The organism is Zooshikella sp. RANM57 (assembly GCF_050749885.1).
Lineage (GTDB): Bacteria > Pseudomonadota > Gammaproteobacteria > Pseudomonadales > Zooshikellaceae > Zooshikella.
The window spans coordinates 27090-46107 of the sequence record NZ_JBOIUB010000022.1 but is presented as its reverse complement, the minus strand read 5'-3'; the positions used below and the strand labels follow the sequence as shown (position 1 = coordinate 46107).

Here is a 19018-nt window from a genome sequence, read left to right as displayed (position 1 = left end):
GCCGGATTGATCATGGACCCACAGGCACCAGCACGACCTACTACCAATCGGGTATCTATGAGAAGGTGGTTAGTGATACCGGCAAAATACAGCATAAGCATTACATTGCTGACGTCGCCATTATCACAAAAACCGAAAATGCCGGCACAGACAATGGCATCAACGTTAATTATTTCCACCGTGATCATTTAAACTCACTGACCGCTATTACCGATCAAAATGGTCAAGTGGTTGAGCGCTTCAGCTATGATCCCTGGGGTAAGCGCCGTCAGACCGATTGGCAAGCCGCTATCGACTTTACCCAGATCACCAGCACCATTACCAAACGCGGCTTCACCAACCACGAGCATTTGGATGGTGTGGGCTTAATCCACATGAACGGGCGGGTGTATGATCCTAACGTCGGGAGATTCCTCAGTGCTGATCCCGTCATACAGTACCCCGACGATTTGCAGAGCTTTAATCGCTATAGCTATGTGCGTAACAATCCCCTGAATGCCTATGATCCCACAGGTTTCTCTGAGTGTAAGCCTGATAGCAATGGCAATGGCTGTGATGATTCAGGCGGAAACAAAGGTGGTGGAAGAAGTAGAGGTAGTGATCGAGGTAAAGGTTGGAATGAAGAAAAACAGTGCTATGACGATTATTATGATAATGACTTGGAAACAGTAGTTCATTATATGCGGAATTCTTGTGCTGACAAGGGCAGCGATGACTATAGTTCACCAGGAAATAACAGAAACGATGTAGCTTACAGCCCTGGAGGTAGTTCTTCCAACCAGTCGCCCACAAGCTCTCCATCCAACCGCCCTGGAGGCAGTGAAGGCCCTCGCTCTACCGGTGGTGTAACTTCAGGAAGAATGACTGGAGGCTCAAAGTCAAACACGATTGGGGGCGGTGCACTTTTTGGGAGTATGCTGATTGCAGGAGGCCTTTATAACCTAGGTGATCCCAATGCCTATGCCAATATAGCTCGTTCTCAAGGTGGCTCTGCATACAGCACCTATAGTGCTATAAACTCATCAAAGTATTTTGCTGCTGCTGCAACAGTTTTTATAGCTGTTAAGTCGGCAAAGGGTGCTCTAAAGGGCGGAAGATATGGAAAAGTTAGGTATGCAAATGTTGGTGGCGAAGTCCATCATATGCCTGCAAATTCTGTTAATGGATTACGCCATAGTCAAGGTCCAGCTATTCATATGCCAACCGTTGATCATAGACAAACAGCAAGCCACGGTCACCAAGGTTTGGCTGGAGCTGAGTACCGAGCAAAACAAAAAGAGCTTATTGATGCTGGAAGGTTTGATGATGCAATTCAAATGGACATAGATGATATCCAAACTAAGTTTGGTAATAAATACGATGATGCTATTTTGCAAATGATTGACTCCTTAGACTGAGGTGCGATTAATGAGTGAATTGAATTTAATCCCATATGTTGGAGTTGGACCCATATCGTTCGGTATGGCTCCAAAGGAGGTTGAAGCTGTTTTGGGGAGGCCTGATTCAATCTCCACTAGTGGGCGAAATGAGCTTGAAGAGCATCGTGGAGAAATTACCATACGATATGACTCTGAAACAAATGGTGTTGTAGAAATATCCTTTGGACCAGAAAGTGGTTTGATGTTGGATGGAGTCTATCTATATAGCTCTAGCGACTTAACAAAATATCTTTTATCTAAAGATCCGCACCCTGTTGAGTGCTTTGGATTTTTGCTTTATTTAAATCTTGGGATCGCTGCGACTGGATTTCATGATGGAGACGAGGACCAGAAAGCAATTTCGGTTTTCCAGAAAGGTCGATGGGACTCAATGAAGGACAACTTCACGCCATTTTAAATGCATTGATAATAGCGGTATATGTCGCTCATAGTAAAACCGAATGTGGGAGTTGGCTCTATAGATTTTGGAATGACTCCTGATGAAGTTAGAAATATTTTAGGAGTGCATTATAAGTCATTTAAGAGGACTCCTAGTGCTGCATTTCCATGTGATTACTTTGAATCTCTCGGAATTTTTGTATATTACAAACAGCCAGGAAAAGTTGAAGCATTGGAGTTTGCAGAGCCATCTACTCCTTTATTTGAAAACATCAGTTTACTGACGCTATCGTTTATAAATTTAAAGTCTCTGCTCTTAAAGCATGATAAAAACTTAGAAGTTGATGAGGATTCCCTGACCTCTTTTAAGTTAGGAGTTGGTGCATATGCTCCTGAAGCTGCTGAGCAGCCAGAGTCGAAAATAGAAAGCATTATTGTGTTTGAAAAGGGTTATTACGACTAGCAAAAATAAAGTTCCCAGCCCAAAAATCTGGGGCAGAGATAGATGATGATTAATACGCTAACTACGTTAAAAGAAGTTCTTTTAAATGCAAGTCAACTGCCTTGGGATTTTGCATTGTATATCCCTATAAAAGAGCGTAGCTGGCTTTCAGATATGCCCGTAATGATTTTAGATCCTGAAGACACTGATGATCCTGATGAAGCTAAGAAAAACGGGCTGCAATATGCTTTAACGGTAAGTAGTGTTCAAGATGTGGTAGAGAATGCAATGGCTCAAGATAAAAGTGCCAGCGTGGAGCTGCTTATACAAGCATTGATTTACTACTACGAAAATGATGCATTTATTGCTTTGGGCTAGAAATAGCATTTTTACGACAAGTTATGGATAGCTAGTCAATAAGTCATATTTAAATAAATATTGATATTAAAGTGAGGTCGCTACTCACTACGCTCAAATTCAACCACCTTACTCACCGTATCTACTTGCGGTTGATGCTGAGGTGGTTGCGCCTCTATATACTCAAGTGCCAGTCGTTTCTCCTGATTAGTACTCATGCACTGGGCCAGGGTGGCTAAGCGTGTCTGTTCGTTGTGGGTGCCAGCCGGGTCACGGCTTAAGGCATCGATCTCTTCGTTATTAATAAACCAATGACACTGGTCTTTATGGCGTGAGCCGGCCACATAGGAGAGTTTTTTATTTATTGGAATAAATTTTAAAGGTGCAAGCTGTATATCATGAGTTACTGATATATATGCTGGTGCCCTTAGTGCTCCTACCCCTCCCCAGAATACTAAACCCCCCTGAAAAAACTTCCGGTAACCCTTGTTATCGGCTATTTTGGAGATTTTAGCGTAAAATGCTATCAATTTTGGTATAAAGTAATACCAAATACTGTATTTGTTTTGAGTTTGCTATCACTAAACATTCACAGTAGACGCTTCAGGCTCACCTCTCACCTGCCCAGGGCGAGTCGGTAAATAATGTCTCTGGCAGGAATTCGCACCAGGTCATCTTGATAACAATGGCCGTCCTCAGGGTGTTGGCTATGTACCCAATACGCCACACGGTGCGGCCGTTTCAGGGCACGCTAGAATCGCCGGTGTCAGTCGTTTTTTGGAAAACTCCCGCGCTTTTTCTTCACTGATTTGTACAATCAACATATCAGCGGGGTCATTAGCAATGGTATCTACTGCCCAACCATCGACCAGGGAGACCGTTTTAGAGGTCCGCGCGGGACCAACATAAATCACCGCACTAAAAGACCGCAACTGTAGGCAATCCATGGGTTCCCACATATACGGGACAATATCGCCGTCCCATTTATCCATGGTGCCGCCTTGGCTAACATAAAGAATTTTACGAACCGCTTTGGACAGTTTTTCGCGCTTGGGGGCTTGGATTAAATCGGTATTTTCTATGAATTGGTCAGTTGTTGAGGCGTACACGATTCCGTTAATTGTCTTTGTAATGTTTGATGTAATTGGTTTCTAAATAAATCACACTGCTTTTCCAGCAAATCCAATTGTTCCGAATTAAACAGTCTTGAACGTTCCATTTTGTCAGGTAGCGATTCAAAAAAAGCCACCAGGGTCTTCATTAATTTAATCGACTCTTGTCGTACTTCCTTGGCGGGGATTAATTCACTGCAGGCCAACTCAAACTTAAGCCGCTCATTCTCAGATTGATACCAGTCTTTGCGGTCTTTAGGGGGTAGGTCATTAGGATCGTAGTCAGGCGGCAGGTTGCGTGCGCTTGACTCGTAAAATAGGTGCTCTACATCTTCAAGGTTATAGCGGTTTGCATTACCAATTTTATCAACTGGCTCAATCCCCTCCTGTCGTATTTTGCGCATCACCGTATTTCGATGAATGTCATAGAACTCGGCAATTTGCGTGATGTTGAGCAGTTTCTGCTCTTCCATTAAGGTCTCCTTCATACATTTTAAGTAGCGCTGCTGCCCCATAAAAGGCCAAAATTCTTCCAAAACACGAGCGTGCGCTGCGTGTGGGGCGTTTTCAGGCCCTCAGGGTCCCCAGCGCATTCCCCAGGATCAACGTTGCTCAGAACGCCTCTCAAGCAGCCTATCGAGCTTGTCACTTATACCATTAATGTCGCTTTTCATCTCATCCCTAAACTCTTTATAGCGCTGGTCCGCCTTAGCCTGTGTAGCGATCACATGTTGTATGTTCATGGCATTGACTTCTATGCGCTTATCAACGGAAGAGCCAAACACGATGGCAGAAATCACTAAGGAAAGGGTAGCTATGATGTGCGTGATATTAATTTCTTTTTTAAAGATCCATGGTTCTTGATGGTGTACTGTCATTCTCCTAACTCTTATTTATTTTTGTGCTTAAATAATTTGAAAAAACATTGCGTAAAATGCGCCTAAATCCAAACGTATCGATATACACCAAGGCTAAGGCGAGCATATACCATTCAGGGACACTCGCGTTTAGGGCTTGAAAGCCATTCTTAATATGGTCAGACATCTCAGGCACAAAGCACAGCACAAGCGGGGTAACGGTGATGATGAGTAAGAAGTCATCCTTCCAGCCACGGCTTTGAATACTTAGCGAATCAAGCTCTGAAGCAGAGATATTGCCTTGCTGAATCTCATCTAATTGCTTGTTATGGATGGCTTGTTTGAGTTCGGCTTTGTGTTGCTTATTAGTGAAATAGGCTTGGAAAAGGCTAGTAATTGCGGTGATTATGGTTGAATACATAAGCATTCCTAATTAAGCGGTGGCGCTTCCTCATACCCTTCTGTCAGATACCTGACCTCATATGGCAACAGTAAAAACCGTTTGCTTTACGAGCCATAAACCTCTATAAGACTCACTGAATTCATAAAACGCGAGAATAGAATGAGCACAGGTACAGTTAAGTTTTTTAACACAGCTAAAGGTTTTGGTTTTATCGCTCCTAATGATGGCAGTAAAGACTTGTTTTTCCATAAAAATGATATTCAAGGCTATGAGCCACGCGATGGTGACACAGTTGAGTTTGAGGTAGGCCAAAGCCAGAAAGGACCTTGTGCTATCAACGTTCAAGTGAACTAATAAAGCTTAAGTACCTATTGGAGCGGTGGCGCATCGTCATACCCTTCCGTTAGGTACTTCAACTCCTCAACGGTCAGCATATTCCCTATATAACCAGGTCTTGCTTTCAATACTTCAAGCCTTCCCAGTTGTTGCTTATACAGCGGCAACATTGGGCCTACGGGTGGAAACTCAAGCATATCCTCAGTGACAACCCTTACACCTGGTCTATCTTCGAATACCTCACTATTGTTTAATGCTGTGAGAAAATCCCTTATTTCCGTATAGTATTTGTCTTCTCTACCAAAGCCATTAAATACGATTTTATCGCCGTCTATTTCCCTTTGTTCATCAAGGGACAAATAGCTGTAGCTTGTTTCCATGAGTTCATATAGCTCAGTAATAGCAAGCACATCACGCTGTATATCGTGGGGTAGCTCATAGTTGCCTTCAAATATCTCGGGGAAAAGCTCAACCAAATTGCTATCTAAAATCTCGATGTAATTTTTATATTTATTGGCTTCGTAAATGCCACCGTCTTTATTAAATGCTGGGGCTAGTAATTGAAGGATTTTGTATTGATTACTCAGTACAGCTTTCTCAAAGTAGTCCAGGTGATATTTGTTTGTCATTGGTTTCCTTTTGGTGAATGTAGGTATTCATAAACTTGAAATTATTAAGCAAAACAAAGAGCAATATTCTGTCTAAAAACTCTTCACTAGACAGTTACACGAAAAAAATACTACTTTAGTGGTAGATGAGAGTGAGGTGCAAGTATGACAAGGAAAAAAGCTTTTAAAGAGTCGTTTCAAGAACTCTTGACCAGTAAAGCTTCTGGAGTTTTGGTCTCTTTCAGTGCTCTTTTAGTGGTTTTAATTCATGAATTATTGTATGCAATCTCCCCCCTAAGTGAGTTAAAACGCTTTTCTACAAAGAGCGCTATTTTTTTCCAGTTAAGTCTATGCAAATGCAGTAATAAAAGTTTAACTCAAATGCCATCCAAATATACCACTTTGTGGGTAAATTAACTTCTGCAAAGATGTGTACAAAAGTTGGTTTTATTCATGTTTATCCATAGAATAATTATAGATTAGTCGCAAGAGTCTCCTATAGGCGGTGTTCTTTAACAGTCTTAACTCATGATTTATCTCAAAATGCATTCCTGATATTAATTGAGTTTTGATTGCGCCATATTGAAGAGCACTGCTTTTTTTCATACTCAAACCGCTTAGTTAATATGGGTAGGTGTCACTAACTCTTAAAAATATTTACCTAGCAGGTATAAATTAAAAGTACTACTATGACGTATGTGTGGATCTCAGATGTATGGTATATAACGCATAGATCGCTCAATTAATCTATATGGTTAAATCTTTACTGGCATGAAGATATCCTTGTTAAGTACTGTTCTTTAATATTTTTTGTTCTTTACCCTTTCGCCTTCGCTCCGTAAGGCTTTGAATAAAATGTTGTTATTAAAGAGCGGCACCACTCCCCAACGTCAAAATTAGGGCAGGTCTTATGCGGGTCTAAGTCTCGATGCCCACATATTTCTGCAAGCGGGTATTTATCTTTCCAGCGGGTTAACACACGGTCCAAACTATCAAATTGGTCAGCTGTAAACTCATCCCTACCAATCAAGCACACACCCAGACTGTTACTGTTGTGGCCCTTTACGTGCGCGCCTTCCCAGTACTCTGGTCGACCGTTTTCAACCGTCCCATCTCGTCGTATAACTTTGTGATAGCCGATTCCAGCCCACTTGCGCTGTATGTGCCATCGGTGAATGTCTGCAGCAGTTACGTTCCTATCATTCGGTGTGTCCGAACAATGGACGACTAATCTAGTAATTTTCATTCGATAACTTAATGCTTCAAAGCTTCTTCTAACGTCTCAAACGTGGGTATTTGCTTAACCACAATCCTCCCCTCATCCCCCCAATACTTACTCACGCGACCATCCCATATATGAGAATCTTCATTAAATATTGCATCGAGCAAGCCTTTCTCTAGGTTGTCTTTATCAGGTGTTTGCTGGTGAGGTTTGCCCCGCATCTCGTCTCGCTTTTTCTTGGTCCAAGATTCAGGCATAGGCATAACGAAAATTAAGTGATAACCACCTTCAGGCAAATCAACACACGCCTTGCGTATTTCATCCTTATAATCGCGATATTGCATAACACAGGGTCGTTGTTTCCATTTATCTGAACGCGTCATGCGTGGCTTTGTGTTTGGTTTTATTGGGTAGGATTTGGTCATATTAGATATGAAGTGAGAGTTGTTCGAATAGGTTCGCCGTGTGATAATCCGCCTTTTTCCGGGAGTAGAAGTATGAAAAAGGTGGCTTGCCTTGGCCTATTTGTGGTTTCTTTGTCAGGGTGTGTTTCTCACTACAGCCCTCCAAAGTCGGGACCTACAGCAAAAGCCACTTTTGACTTTGGGGTTACTACATTTTATAAAGAACCAAAGTTATGCCAGGGACTTAGCAATTTTCAAGCAGGAATGGATATTGGTGACTCTGCAACTACAACAATTGAGGCAGAAAAAGAGGTATCGCTAGTTTTTTCAAAAATTAATGATACAGAAGTGGTCTTTAACCAACTAAAAGTTAATTTCTGTAAAAGCCCTGCATTAACCTTTATTCCAATCGCTAATGAATCGTATAAGTTTGTTGCAAAACATGATAAAGAGGCTGGTGAATGCTATTTTCACATTCTTGATTCGAAAGAAAATCGAGTGCCTTTTAGAGAAAGAAAAAGTCGCCTCTGGGGTTCTAACTCATCACCTCAGTGTTTTCCTGAAGAAGAAGTTAAATATGTAAAAGAGGTTAAATCTATTGATTTTGGGCCTAATATTAAGGAGTAACATTCTTAAAAGAAACAAAAAAGCCCCGCTGTGTTAGCGAGGCTTTAACCTTAAGATAAGGTTCTCTCAGTATGGAAAATATTATTCCATATCCATTCCAACCAATCAACATTATTTAATTTTATTAATGAAAAAGTTTACCAGAAACATGCTTAACCCCAACTTCAACCTCTTTATGAAGCGCCGCTACTGTATTCTGGTACACCTCCTTCCACTTACGGAAATACGTGGTTTGTGGGATACCCGTCAGGGTAGAAATCTCTTTAACGGTCGGTGGCTTGTGCCCTGAACCGTCACAGCTCTTGCACTTAGTACGTCGAGTAACGCCTGTTCCATTACAAAACTTACAGATATTATCTGACACCACTTCATAAACCGCAGCTCTCATTAGGTGTCTGGCTTGCGTACTTTGGTAATCATTTCTTCTACAGATCAGTTCTGCTAACTCATTAATTACGCTAAAATCGCCAGAATACTTAATTCGAACCAATAGATATGGAATACGGTCTAGCCCAGCACATGCACCAGCGACCATGTCTGAGGTGATTTCGGGTATTCCCTTGTCACCTCCTTCCATTGCTTTGTAATTAATTCCTTTCGCAGCCAATAAGGCTAATAAATTTTCACTCATGTTCGTTAGGTCTTTAATTATTTTAAGATTACGCTGCCTTAGGTAGCAGCTGTTTTATATTTTAAGATAGGAAATGATGAAAATCATGACTAGAAAAGGTAACTGCATGATTATGCTTTTCCTAGTACAACAACAGTAAGCCAAGGCTGAATGTTTGTAAACAGCCTGTCCGCTGCTCTTGTTGACTCCTGAACCCAAATGGCCTCGAAGTCCCTTGGTTTTCTTTCTGTAAGTTCTTCAGCTATGCTTTTTAAGTATTTACAATGCGTGCATTAGTTAAATGTTATGAGTATATGCTTTCAGAGGCTTTTTATAAGCATATTTTTAACTTCTTGGATATCGATATCTTTTTCTGCTGAATCTGATCAGCAGGTAGAAATCTATACCTATGATATCCTTCCTCCTTATGCTTACCGTGATGACAAAGGGGAATTAACTGGTATTTATATTGAAATTACTAGAACTGCTATTTCAAGGATGAAGGATTACAGTTTAGTTTTTCGAGTTGTTCCCTGGAGTAGAGCAAAATTTCTGGCTCAACAAGGAAAAGCATTTGCTATACTCCCTCCTTATTTTCATGCTCATGATTGGCTTACCGATACTGAACCAAAGCGCCCATATATTTGGCCTTATTCACAGCCGCTTTATACCCAACACGATGTTGTCATATGTAATAAACGTGTACTCAACAAAAGCAGAAGCAAATGGCCTGATGACTTCCAGGGCTTAGGTTTTGTAATGTTCAGAGGGGATGGCCGAGCTGGAGATAAGTTTCTTGAGCAAGTTAAAGAGCATAAAATTAATTTGAAGTTGTTAAACACTGTTGAGGATACTGTTAAAGCCTTGCTACTTGAGCGAACAGACTGCACTGTTACCTCTAGACTTCCTTTTGCTTGGTATCTAGCTAAAATTTTAGAACAGCCTGATTTCCATCAAGAGAAATACAAACAAAATAGCCTAAAACTGAAAGAAGTGTTGTACATATCTAAAAATACTGGGCATCTAGGTTATACGGATATTAATGCTGAAAAGAATTTTCCCTATAAAAAAGATTTCACCATAAAATTTGATATTGAGCTTTACAAAATGAAAATGAATGGAGAGCTAGATGATATAGTGGCTCAATTCATAGATACTGACTATGTAAAACAACTAATGAAACATAGCTTATAAATTAATATCTTCTCTTGTAGCTTGGGTTTCTGGCTCCATCTCGTAAGACTGCAAATTTGGTGGCAAGCTATCAGTATCTAAGTTCATCACTAGCGATTTATCTATTTTATTGCTTGCACTTAGCAATCTGGCTAATCAATAACTAAAATGTACATAAATAAGCAACATACTTGTTATTGCTTAAACAAACTCTCAAAGGTTCTACTCTATGGCAAGAATTTTAATCGTAGATGACTCGATAACAATGATAGAAGGACATAAAGTAATTCTTGAGGGGCTTGGGCACACTATATATTCTGCCCAAAGCGGTGAAGAGGGTGTTGAAAAAGCAATTGAGATTTTGCCAGACTTGATCCTGATGGACATAGTTATGCCTAACATGAATGGATTTCAAGCCACGAGAAAGATCACCAAAGATGATCGCACTAAACATATTCCAGTAGTGATCCTATCAACAAAAGATCAGGAAACTGATATCATCTGGGGTAAGAAGCAAGGAGCCAAAGGGTATTTGGTCAAGCCTGTTGACAAAAAGGAGCTAGCGAGCACTATAGACCAGCTTCTAGAAGAATCTAACCAGTGAACTTGTTTCCCACCATCTCTCTTATACGACTCAACGCGTCTTTCCCCTTCAACCCTGTTAACCCCTGCTGCTCTACTTTCTCAGCCAGTGCCTTAGCATTATATTCCTCGCTTTTCTCGGCTAACGTCTTCTTCTTGGCTCCAGGTAAGGCTTTATGTATTACGATCTCCTCCCCGGCCATCACCTTACGGCAAGCTATCTCATAGTTACGCTTGAACAGTGGTAATACTTCTTTTTCTGTCCTGCTTCTTAGCTCAAACCACCCTGTCGCCCTTGCAGCGGCATATACGGCGTTATGGCTCCATACTGCATTGGCCGGACTGCTAGCGTTCTGGCAAGCCTCGTTGTAAGCCGTATGAACCATAGGCAATCCAAAGTCCTCCGGCCCAGGCTGGCACCATTTCATAAACTGGCCGACAGATGGGAAGTACCTGTCTTCATCCTGGCGAGCTTTAGCAAACCCGTGCCGTAGCTGCTCAAACGTGTTAATTCCGTTATCGATAAACGCCTTGGTCCACTCTCGCTTGGCTGTTACCTCCGACTTGTCGTCTGGTAGAGACAATTTCCAAGCGGGTTTAATACCCTTCATTTGCTCAAAAACTCGGTCAATAATCTTCGCGGTTTGACCTTTTGCTTCCTGTTGTAGCGTTGCCTGCGTCTGCTGAGCGCCCTGTGTAAGGTTTATTTGTGAAACCAATTGCTGAGCATTTTGCATGGCTAAAAATCTCCCAGATCGTCTATCCAGTTGCTCTGGCCTGAAGTTGCCTGCTGCTGCCCTCCCCTCTGAAGCGTGCAAAGTCTTCGTTGCAGCCAGCCAATTTTCACGCCTTTCCAGCCCGCTAGCATGGTCTCATCCAGCGCCTGCTCTGGTGTTATGCCAATTTCTGGCCCCTTCAAGGCTTCAGCGATTGCCAGCTCGAAGGCTCGTTGTGTCAGTGGGGCTTTCATGGCTTTGCGGTGCTCGATGAATGATTTTGCGGCCTCCTCGCTGATGCAGTCCGGCAAGTTGGACAGATCGATTGTGGTTGATTTTTCCCGTTTGGGTTTGGCTGGTTTTGATTTTTTGTTGGTTTGCCCCTTGGGGGGATTAAGGGGGGTAATATTATATTTTGGATTATTATATTTTATATTTTGTTGTTGGCGGTTTTCCGCTAGTTTTTGTGGCACTTTTTCGCTAGTTTTGTAGCAGGTTTCCGCTACTTTTTTATTAGTAGCAGTTTTCTGCTTATTTAGCGTTTTTCTGCTAGTTTCTCCTACCGATTTTTTATTATCCCACTCACTAAGATTTAAATTAATTCCAATCGCTTTGCCTTCATTAATTAAAATTTTACGTGCTTTTAGTGCACGCAAATCAGCGTATATGTGTGACAGATCCCCATCATAGTCAATTAACTGCGCTATTTGGTTAGCTGTGATTCGGTCAAATTGACGTTTAAAGCCAATAGTTTTCCGTATAACAGCATTAATGATGTTGTGCTGTCTACCGCTGATCTTAACTGCACTAGTCGCCTCTAACAGCTCTAAGGCCACCATTGCAAAACCATTCTTTATGTCAGCTATTTTGTCTTGTGATTCGTGTGTCACTGTTGATACTACCGGAAAGCTTACAATACTCATCGCGAGATCCTTTATTAAACCGTCGTTCTCCAGTTGTGGCGGCGGGTTTTTTTAAATGCATGAGGAAACGTATTTTCTAAAAACTCGATAGCACCTAGCGTTGTGCCTGCTGATTCCTTGAGTTCACGATACGTCGTTTTAATCTGTTCAGTCGTTGGATTTGGCCCAAGCTGAATTACAGCAATTTGTGCCTCTGCATTTTCTTTAGTCATCGAAGCGGCAACTTGTCGTATGCTCTTCTCTCCCTCAGACACATATGTCTCATCACCTTTTTTAGTCCCGATATACACGCCAGCCATAGCATAAACCTCATTGAGGTAAGCCAGTTTTAAATCATTGGGCATTGCGGCCACTATGACTGGCTCTAACGCTATGATTTTCGGCTCACTCTTGAACTGCTCATCGTAAAAACCCAGCCACCTAAAAAACTTCTGAGCGTTTACCCTCATTGCTTGATCACAATTTAAGCTGTGTGAGTCTTTAAACTTAATACCTTGATCGGTTAATATTTGGTCAAAACCAAAGTCTAAGAAGGCAGTTACTACTTTATCTGTTAGAATCGCCCGACTTAACTTAGGTAAACTTAGCCAGCGATTAATGTATTTTTGGATAAGGCTAAACCGTCCCTGTGATTGATAGTTCATCAGCTGTCAGTCCTTTGAGTGTAGGTTTTGCCATTGTTGGCTTCGGCTTTAAGTGCTCCATTTGTAATGACTTGGAGCTGGTAGGCTCTAGATGTAGGAACTCTGTTGCCCCATTTAGATACAGCTGATTGAGATATGCCAAGTAAATTGGCTAGAGCAACTTGGGTTCCAAAAAAGTTAATTGCTTCAGTTTTGAGCATGGTTTCACCTCCAAAATATGAGTTTTCTTATATTTTGGGTGTAAATCGCTTCATTGTCAATGTGAGAAAACTTATATATGTCTACACTTGGTAAGAGACTAAAAGAGAGACGTAAAAGCCTAGGTTTAACTCAAGGCCAAATAGCTGAAGCCATAGGTATTTCTGCGTCATCTGTTACCTTGTGGGAAAGAGGAAATACAGCGCCCAAGGGTGAAAACCTATTTGCTCTATGTAATATCTTAAACTGCGAGCAAAACTGGCTCTTATATGGCGATGAAGGTTCAGTAGAACTAGTTACCTCATTTATAAAAGAAGAAAAGGCACCTCTACTTAACTGGGTGGAAGCTGTTAATTGGCAAGAACATGCTTTAAGTAAAACTGATGAGGGTTATCTATGCCCAATCAAAGCTAGCGCAAATACCTTTGTACTTAAGGTGCACGGTTCAAGCATGGAGCCTTTACTTCGAGAAGGTGACTATATTTTTGTAGATCCTCAAGAACAAGCTTCTAGTAGTGATATCGTTGTTTTTCAAGATGAAGACAGTAATGAGGCAATTTGCCGTCAGCTTGTTATTGAGGGCGGGCAAAAGTTTATTAAAGCCATTAACCCAAACTGGCCTGAGCAAGTGAGGATAGCAACCAGCTCATCTAAGGTTATTGGCAAGGTAGTCTCTTCATTTACACTTTTATAAGTAACCCCCCATCCCCAAAAAAAAAGTGAGTTTCCTCATTTTTACCGTTGACTCAAGTATGAGTTTACTTATATTATTCCCACATCAACTAAATACTTCCTGGAGACGAAGTTATGTTATGTGGGAATACAGCAGCACCAGCTAGAAGAACAAAGTTACATCAAGGAACAGAAAACCCGTGAGCTAGCCGAAGACCTACTAAACGGTGAAGAATACGGCAGAGGTAGCCTTAAGTTTTCTATTAATGATGTTGTTGAGCATGTCGTAGAAGATGAGTCCTTTATGGACCTAATCAAAAAGCTAGCTCAAGCCCGCAATAACCAGTTTGAACAAGCGCAGATCCTTAAAGATTTTAACCACCTAGTGAATGAACAAGCCTTCTACGTTGCGGACATGATGGAGGCTTAACAATGAATAAGATCGCACAGCACAATGCGTATATAACAAAACTAAAAGCAAGCATCCCCAGTTTTGGGGAGCTTGAAGGCAAGGCAAAATTCCTTGCTCATCGTCGTCTAGGCATTGGCGGCAGCGATGTTGCAGCCATTATGGGCATAAATAAATATAAAACGTCCTATGCGGTATGGCTGGAAAAAACAGGCCGCGAAGATCCGCAAGAAGAAACCAAAAGTATGTACTTTGGTAAGGTGCTCGAAAATGTTGTTGCAGATGAGTATGCACGCGTTACAGGTAATGCAGTACACCGTGTTAATCAGCCAATAACGTGTAAATTAAAGCCCTGGCTCACCGCTAACTTAGACAGACGTGTAGTCGGTGAAAAAAAGGTTTTAGAGTGTAAGACAGCTAATCCTTTTGCCTTTAAAGCAGAACAATGGGGAAAAGGAAATCAGTATTTAAATATAGAGCCACAAACGGTTATTACCTGCGACGCTGTGCCTGATGCTTATCTATTACAATGCCAGCACTACTTAACCGTTACTGGCTATCTAGAAGCTGATTTAGCGGTGCTTATTGGCGGTAATGACTTTCGAATTTACACCATTAAACACAACACTATGCTGTCTGACATTGTGTGTGAACGGCTCACAGACTTTTGGTTTAACCATGTTATTGCTGATATCCCTCCTACCCCAGAGACGTTGTTAGAAGTAGATGAGTTCTACGGCGGTAACGATAACGGCCAAAGTATCACCGCGACACCAGCCGTAATGCAAGCAATCCATGAGCGGAAGAAAGCTATACATGTAAAGAAGCAGGCCGAAGCGCTCATTCATGAGCAAGAAACCACCATTAAACTGCATATGGGTGAAAATCAGCTGTTAATTGACGACAGTGGTAAGAAATTAGCTTCATGGAAAACTCAAGTTTCTAACCGATTTAATACGGCTGAATTTCGAAATATACACCCAGAATTAGCCAATCAATTTACTCGCTCGGTTGAGAGTCGAATTTTCCGTTAATTATTATTTGAATTAAGTAAGCATTTTTATGTCAAAAAATACGTCAGTTGCCGTTAAAAATAATATGTTTTCGTTGTCACCGCGCAACCTTCAAGAAGCGATGGAGTACGCTAATTTAATAGCACAAAGCTCAATGGTTCCAACGGCATTTAAGGGAAAACCAGGCGATGTGCTAATAGCCGTGCAAATGGGGGCAGAGCTTGGATTACCACCTACCCAAGCACTACAGAATATAGCCGTTATCAATGGTCGCCCTTCCCTTTGGGGTGACGCTGTGCTGGCTGTTTGTAAAAGCTCTCCCCTTTGCGAGTACGTTAGAGAATACTGGGACAGTGAAAAGAAAGTAGCGACCTGTATAGCCAAACGCCAAGGTGACGAGGAAGAAGTTGTCAGAAGCTTCAGCTTTGAAGATGCCAAGCATGCAGGACTGTATGGCAAGCAAGGACCATGGAAGCAGTACCCGCAACGCATGGCGCAGATGCGTGCAAGATCCTGGGCTGTTAGAGATGCCTTTCCCGACCTGCTAAGAGGTATCGCTATCAGAGAAGAACAAGCCGATGTTATGCAGCCTGCAGAGGAAAAAGATGTAACGCCCGCTGAGTCTCGCTCTGATGCCCTACTCCAGAAGTTGCAGCCCAATAAGGAAGAAGATGCTCAAGCCGCGCTGAATATGGTGCTTGATGCAATAGACAAAGCTGAGTCGCTAGAAGGTCTTAACGTGATAGGAGATGACGCCAAGCTGCTACCCGAAGCCGTGCGCGAGCCAGCAAGACAGGCGTATGCAGCCAAAATGAAGGCTTTCAAGGAGTTTCAAAATGTTTGACGCACAACACTGCAAGCAGCTAGGTAAACAGTGTATAAATAAGCCCAGTGCTGATTACAAGGAGGTAAGCGACATGAGGGAATATGCAGATACCAACAAAATGTGGCTAAAAATATCCGCTAAATATCAGCAGAAAAAAAGCGAAAATACTGCCATTAGGAAAAGGCTGAAAAAGGCTTTAGAAGAAGCTCGAAAGCGTATTAGTAAAACTCAGTAATTTAATATTTAGATCGTTTTTATTTTCATGTGCTGGCCGGCATAAAAACATTATTGTAACAGGGTAGATACCAGCTCTTATCCGATTAGACATTTTTTTATAACCCGGGAATATCACTTGGCTTGAAAAAATGGTTTGGGCCGCCGCAGTTCAAATAGTATGTGTTGGGTTTGCTTATACTTTTATCACCGTACTCGATTTCGTTACACTTCTTTGAATCAAGAAAATATTTTCCCGCAGCATAGAGAATTCTGACGTCTCGTTCAGTAGCGCCATATTGGCCTACCTTAGGAATTCCTTTGATTCTCGGATCGTGAGCAATATTGGGTTGAGCTTTATCATTAGGGCGACTATCTGAAAGGTAAGCAGCAGAAACCCACCGAGCGACATTACCTGATAGACCTTCAACTGCTCCATTGTAATATTTGGATATTCTCGCCCATCCACTCTTGACCTCAAAAACTTCTAATTTTTGTTGTCTATATAACTTGTTTGTGATTTTACCTTTCGGGTTGGGTGACAATCTCACGTTCAGTGAGTCTGCTGTAACGTAGTATGTTCCTGCTCTATCAGCATTGGCATGTGCGAACATGGGCAGAAATAGCAGTAATAGTGACAATACTCTGAGTTTCATGATTGGGTTTTCCTTTGGATTGCCTAACTATTAATGAACATCACTTTGACGCAATATATTACGTCGCATTGACGTATAACACTCTAATTAATTTTAACTGGCTTTCACTATTTGAGTGTTTTTTTTGAATAAGGCGGGGATGTCATAGTAGCTTAATATTTTACGTCATTTTAAGGAAAATTAACCGTTGTTATTTATGAGAGTGATTTTAGGCAACCCTATAATTTAATTTACTGAACTGGTTGATTAAACATAATTAACCAACCAACCCCCGCACTAACTCAGCGCTCTTGACGTATTCTTCTGGCCTACCCTACTTTACTGCCGAGGGGGCTAATAGTGGTAGCGACACTGCACAACAACAATAGCTGAGTCAGTAACCTTGTAAACTAATCGATGCTCTCTATCTATCCGCCTAGACCAGTAACCCGACCAGTTGTGCTTTAGCGGCTCAGGATCTCCAAGTCCATCAAAGGGTTCGCGAGTAATATCTTTGATCAACGTATTAATTCGCTTGAGCGTCTTTTTATCTGTCTTTTGCCAATACAAATAGTCTTCCCAAGCAAGTTCGGCCCACGATAAAATCATTCTTCAATAAGATCCTTATTTACCGTGTTGCCTGCCTCCACCTCTGCAATAGCTTGGTTTAGACGCTCTGCATTTCTTTGGCTAGCCATTAGGTAAGCAGTAGCCTCATAAGATTTAAAGTCCTCAAGAGACATCAAAACGGCAGGCTTGCCATTCTGCCGAGTGATTAGTACAGGTGTATGATCATCATTCACCTTATCTAAAGTCCCGGCTAGCTTGTTCCTAAAGGCTGAGTAGCTAATTGTGTCCATAGTAGAACCCTCTTTCATTGTACATATTATTGTACTTGTACTTGTTTTTGTACGCAATGTTTCCACGATATGATTGAGCTACATGACACTAGCCAATAAGACTGGAAGTTGTATCGATGTAGCCGTATCCAATACCAAATGCTACAAAAGTCGAGGAACAATTTGACGATGAGGATTGTGTAAGAGGGCAACTGCTCTTGACGTATTCCTCTGGCTTACTCTCTAGAATTTTGTGAAATATTTCACCTTATCTTTTGTGACTATATAGACGATAGTTCGCTTCTCAGCTAATCAAGACGGAAGTACTAAGGTGTTATATGTCCCAGGCGAACACAGAAACCGATTTCCAGACCATGCTTAATGATGGCTTTGTGATGGTCCCTACCCTTATTCTTATTGCCCTTTCTGAATGCAGACTCAGCAAGCGAGAGCTTAAACTCGTCAATTTTATTATCCTGAAAACGTTTGGCTTTCATAAGATGGTTGATCGAATCTCTCTGAGCCAATTTGAGGAAGCGACAGGTATTGCTAAACACCACACTTGTCAGCTATTGAAGAAACTGGTTGAAGACGAAGTACTCGTTAAAAAGAGGGCTAGAGATGGCTACCTATACGGTATCAACCCTGCCCTTATTTGGAGGTTTAGTAATTCAAAACTCCGCCAGAGTAATGTAAAAAAAAGCACTGAAAAAGTTACCAAAGAAGGGAGTACAGGGGTTACCGAAACAGGTACTAAAAGAGTTACCGAAACAGGGAAACACAATATATATAATACAAAATATAATAATATTATTATTAAAGAGCCTTGCTCAGAAAATGAACAGGGTTTAAATGTTGATCAAGAAAAAAATCAAAACCCTACCCCTGAAGATTTTCAAAAAGTTAATGCCATTGTTTTTGAGTCACTGGAAGAACAATACGGCTCTGAGTTTATTCAAAACCATAAGACTCTGATTAAATCCAAGCTCATGGATAACGAGGCCTACTGTCGACAAAATGGCTACTTCCCAAAAGTCAGCATGGCTCTGAAATACGTTCAGACTGGCATTGATAACTACCTGAAGACCCAAAAGCGCACGGCTCAAATCACCGCCGCTTTGGACAAGAAAGCCAGGGCTACCACTGATTACCAATTCAAAATTACCCAAGCACTTGAACGCAAGATGGATGCAATTGCGCAACGAGGACGTACGACAGCTGAAGAGCTTACGGATTACAGCTGGGCTAACAAGTTTAGCTTTGAGGACAGTAGGATTTAGAAGGCGTGGTTTAGAGTCTGTTTTGGTTGAGTTTGAGGATGAGAACATGAGAGCAAATCTTTACCATTGACTATAAAGTAAAGATCATATATTCTTTACC

30 protein-coding genes are annotated in these 19018 nt (G+C 41.6%); 14 read left to right on the top strand and 16 right to left on the bottom strand.

Translation table 11 applies throughout. The features are described from left to right. From ACQ96U_RS25570 to ACQ96U_RS25555, 4 genes are all read left to right on the top strand, one after another. Positions 1–1397: RHS repeat domain-containing protein (locus tag ACQ96U_RS25570; RefSeq protein ID WP_431724116.1), on the top strand; the 1397-nt coding region annotated here is incomplete at its 5' end. 10 nt (positions 1398–1407) lie between these two features. Further along, the gene (locus tag ACQ96U_RS25565) at positions 1408–1836 is read left to right on the top strand and encodes a hypothetical protein (protein WP_431724115.1); all 429 of its coding nucleotides are present in this window, start codon (positions 1408–1410) and stop codon (positions 1834–1836) included. A 21-nt stretch (positions 1837–1857) separates the two neighbouring features. Beyond that, entirely contained in the window at positions 1858–2280 is a 423-nt protein-coding gene (locus tag ACQ96U_RS25560; RefSeq protein WP_431724114.1) for a hypothetical protein, read from the top strand. 42 nt (positions 2281–2322) lie between these two features. Further along, positions 2323–2637, top strand: coding sequence for a DUF7716 domain-containing protein (locus ACQ96U_RS25555; RefSeq protein ID WP_431724113.1), 315 nt, complete (start codon positions 2323–2325; stop codon positions 2635–2637). An 80-nt stretch (positions 2638–2717) separates the two neighbouring features. Here the strand turns inward: ACQ96U_RS25555 and ACQ96U_RS25550 are convergent, their stop codons facing one another. The 5 genes from ACQ96U_RS25550 to ACQ96U_RS25530 all read right to left on the bottom strand — a co-directional run bounded on the left by ACQ96U_RS25550 (position 2718) and on the right by ACQ96U_RS25530 (position 5006). Beyond that, positions 2718–2960 carry a hypothetical protein gene (locus ACQ96U_RS25550; RefSeq protein ID WP_431724112.1) on the bottom strand — a complete coding sequence of 81 codons (243 nt, stop codon included), beginning with the start codon at positions 2958–2960 and terminating at the stop codon, positions 2718–2720. Between the two features lie 363 nt (positions 2961–3323). Next, positions 3324–3608, bottom strand: a complete 285-nt coding sequence (locus tag ACQ96U_RS25545; protein ID WP_431724111.1) for a phage terminase large subunit family protein — start codon at positions 3606–3608, stop codon at positions 3324–3326. Between the two features lie 86 nt (positions 3609–3694). Beyond that, positions 3695–4201 carry a DUF1441 family protein gene (locus ACQ96U_RS25540; RefSeq protein WP_431724110.1) on the bottom strand — a complete coding sequence of 169 codons (507 nt, stop codon included), beginning with the start codon at positions 4199–4201 and terminating at the stop codon, positions 3695–3697. A 129-nt stretch (positions 4202–4330) separates the two neighbouring features. Continuing rightward, positions 4331–4606 (bottom strand): hypothetical protein, encoded by a 276-nt coding sequence (locus tag ACQ96U_RS25535; protein WP_431724109.1) that lies wholly within the window; start codon positions 4604–4606, stop codon positions 4331–4333. Positions 4607–4610: 4 nt separating this feature from the next. Next, complete coding sequence (locus ACQ96U_RS25530) at positions 4611–5006, bottom strand: hypothetical protein (protein WP_431724108.1); 396 nt, start codon at positions 5004–5006, stop codon at positions 4611–4613. A 141-nt stretch (positions 5007–5147) separates the two neighbouring features. Here ACQ96U_RS25530 and ACQ96U_RS25525 point away from each other — a divergent pair, with 141 nt between their 5' ends. Beyond that, a complete protein-coding gene (locus ACQ96U_RS25525; protein WP_431724107.1) occupies positions 5148–5342 on the top strand; it encodes a cold-shock protein in 195 nt (64 codons plus the stop codon). 14 nt (positions 5343–5356) lie between these two features. Here the strand turns inward: ACQ96U_RS25525 and ACQ96U_RS25520 are convergent, their stop codons facing one another. From ACQ96U_RS25520 to ACQ96U_RS25510, 3 genes are all read right to left on the bottom strand, one after another. After that, a complete protein-coding gene (locus ACQ96U_RS25520) occupies positions 5357–5953 on the bottom strand; it encodes a YfbU family protein (RefSeq protein WP_431724106.1) in 597 nt (198 codons plus the stop codon). A gap of 796 nt (positions 5954–6749) precedes the next feature. Further along, positions 6750–7178: an N-acetylmuramoyl-L-alanine amidase gene (locus tag ACQ96U_RS25515; RefSeq protein WP_431724105.1), complete on the bottom strand. Its 429-nt coding sequence runs from the start codon at positions 7176–7178 to the stop codon at positions 6750–6752. An 8-nt stretch (positions 7179–7186) separates the two neighbouring features. Next, complete coding sequence (locus tag ACQ96U_RS25510) at positions 7187–7579, bottom strand: RusA family crossover junction endodeoxyribonuclease (RefSeq protein ID WP_431724104.1); 393 nt, start codon at positions 7577–7579, stop codon at positions 7187–7189. Between the two features lie 72 nt (positions 7580–7651). Here ACQ96U_RS25510 and ACQ96U_RS25505 point away from each other — a divergent pair, with 72 nt between their 5' ends. Then, on the top strand, positions 7652–8185 hold the full coding sequence (locus tag ACQ96U_RS25505) for a hypothetical protein (protein WP_431724103.1): 534 nt from the start codon (positions 7652–7654) through the stop codon (positions 8183–8185). Positions 8186–8309: 124 nt separating this feature from the next. Here the strand turns inward: ACQ96U_RS25505 and ACQ96U_RS25500 are convergent, their stop codons facing one another. Next, positions 8310–8816, bottom strand: a complete 507-nt coding sequence (locus ACQ96U_RS25500; protein WP_431724102.1) for a hypothetical protein — start codon at positions 8814–8816, stop codon at positions 8310–8312. 285 nt (positions 8817–9101) lie between these two features. On the opposite strand from ACQ96U_RS25500, the gene ACQ96U_RS25495 reads away from it, so the two are divergent. Both ACQ96U_RS25495 and ACQ96U_RS25490 read left to right on the top strand, forming a co-directional pair. Next, positions 9102–9989, top strand: a complete 888-nt coding sequence (locus ACQ96U_RS25495; RefSeq protein WP_431724101.1) for a substrate-binding periplasmic protein — start codon at positions 9102–9104, stop codon at positions 9987–9989. A gap of 208 nt (positions 9990–10197) precedes the next feature. After that, positions 10198–10572, top strand: coding sequence for a response regulator (locus tag ACQ96U_RS25490; protein WP_431724100.1), 375 nt, complete (start codon positions 10198–10200; stop codon positions 10570–10572). On the opposite strand, the gene ACQ96U_RS25485 is transcribed toward ACQ96U_RS25490, so the two are convergent. From ACQ96U_RS25485 to ACQ96U_RS25470, 4 genes are read right to left on the bottom strand one after another with little or no spacing between them, the layout of a single operon-like run. Continuing rightward, the gene (locus tag ACQ96U_RS25485) at positions 10562–11287 is read right to left on the bottom strand and encodes a replication protein P (RefSeq protein ID WP_431724099.1); all 726 of its coding nucleotides are present in this window, start codon (positions 11285–11287) and stop codon (positions 10562–10564) included. The genes ACQ96U_RS25490 and ACQ96U_RS25485 overlap by 11 nt on opposite strands. A gap of 2 nt (positions 11288–11289) precedes the next feature. Continuing rightward, positions 11290–12189 carry a replication protein gene (locus ACQ96U_RS25480; RefSeq protein WP_431724098.1) on the bottom strand — a complete coding sequence of 300 codons (900 nt, stop codon included), beginning with the start codon at positions 12187–12189 and terminating at the stop codon, positions 11290–11292. Between the two features lie 14 nt (positions 12190–12203). Beyond that, positions 12204–12833, bottom strand: a complete 630-nt coding sequence (locus ACQ96U_RS25475; protein ID WP_431724097.1) for a hypothetical protein — start codon at positions 12831–12833, stop codon at positions 12204–12206. Continuing rightward, on the bottom strand, positions 12833–13033 hold the full coding sequence (locus ACQ96U_RS25470; RefSeq protein ID WP_431724096.1) for a Cro/CI family transcriptional regulator: 201 nt from the start codon (positions 13031–13033) through the stop codon (positions 12833–12835). The genes ACQ96U_RS25475 and ACQ96U_RS25470 overlap by 1 nt, the downstream gene beginning before the upstream one ends. 77 nt (positions 13034–13110) lie before the next feature. Between ACQ96U_RS25470 and ACQ96U_RS25465 the strand changes: the two genes are divergently transcribed. The 5 genes from ACQ96U_RS25465 to ACQ96U_RS25445 all read left to right on the top strand — a co-directional run bounded on the left by ACQ96U_RS25465 (position 13111) and on the right by ACQ96U_RS25445 (position 16186). Continuing rightward, positions 13111–13725, top strand: a complete 615-nt coding sequence (locus ACQ96U_RS25465; RefSeq protein WP_431724095.1) for a LexA family protein — start codon at positions 13111–13113, stop codon at positions 13723–13725. Between the two features lie 120 nt (positions 13726–13845). Then, the gene (locus tag ACQ96U_RS25460) at positions 13846–14133 is read left to right on the top strand and encodes a hypothetical protein (protein ID WP_431724094.1); all 288 of its coding nucleotides are present in this window, start codon (positions 13846–13848) and stop codon (positions 14131–14133) included. Between the two features lie 2 nt (positions 14134–14135). Further along, the gene (locus ACQ96U_RS25455; protein ID WP_431724093.1) at positions 14136–15146 is read left to right on the top strand and encodes a YqaJ viral recombinase family protein; all 1011 of its coding nucleotides are present in this window, start codon (positions 14136–14138) and stop codon (positions 15144–15146) included. Between the two features lie 28 nt (positions 15147–15174). Then, positions 15175–15969, top strand: coding sequence for a recombinase RecT (locus ACQ96U_RS25450; RefSeq protein WP_431724092.1), 795 nt, complete (start codon positions 15175–15177; stop codon positions 15967–15969). After that, positions 15962–16186, top strand: coding sequence for a hypothetical protein (locus tag ACQ96U_RS25445; protein WP_431724091.1), 225 nt, complete (start codon positions 15962–15964; stop codon positions 16184–16186). The genes ACQ96U_RS25450 and ACQ96U_RS25445 overlap by 8 nt, the downstream gene beginning before the upstream one ends. 97 nt (positions 16187–16283) lie before the next feature. On the opposite strand, the gene ACQ96U_RS25440 is transcribed toward ACQ96U_RS25445, so the two are convergent. From ACQ96U_RS25440 to ACQ96U_RS25430, 3 genes are all read right to left on the bottom strand, one after another. Then, a complete protein-coding gene (locus ACQ96U_RS25440; protein WP_431724090.1) occupies positions 16284–16820 on the bottom strand; it encodes an SH3 domain-containing protein in 537 nt (178 codons plus the stop codon). Between the two features lie 333 nt (positions 16821–17153). Beyond that, the gene (locus ACQ96U_RS25435) at positions 17154–17408 is read right to left on the bottom strand and encodes a Txe/YoeB family addiction module toxin (RefSeq protein WP_431724089.1); all 255 of its coding nucleotides are present in this window, start codon (positions 17406–17408) and stop codon (positions 17154–17156) included. After that, positions 17405–17659, bottom strand: coding sequence for a type II toxin-antitoxin system Phd/YefM family antitoxin (locus ACQ96U_RS25430; RefSeq protein WP_431724088.1), 255 nt, complete (start codon positions 17657–17659; stop codon positions 17405–17407). Before ACQ96U_RS25430 ends, ACQ96U_RS25435 begins: the two co-directional genes overlap by 4 nt. Before the next feature lie 317 nt (positions 17660–17976). Between ACQ96U_RS25430 and ACQ96U_RS25425 the strand changes: the two genes are divergently transcribed. Next, complete coding sequence (locus tag ACQ96U_RS25425; RefSeq protein WP_431724087.1) at positions 17977–18918, top strand: replication protein; 942 nt, start codon at positions 17977–17979, stop codon at positions 18916–18918. Positions 18919–19018 lie beyond the last annotated feature (100 nt).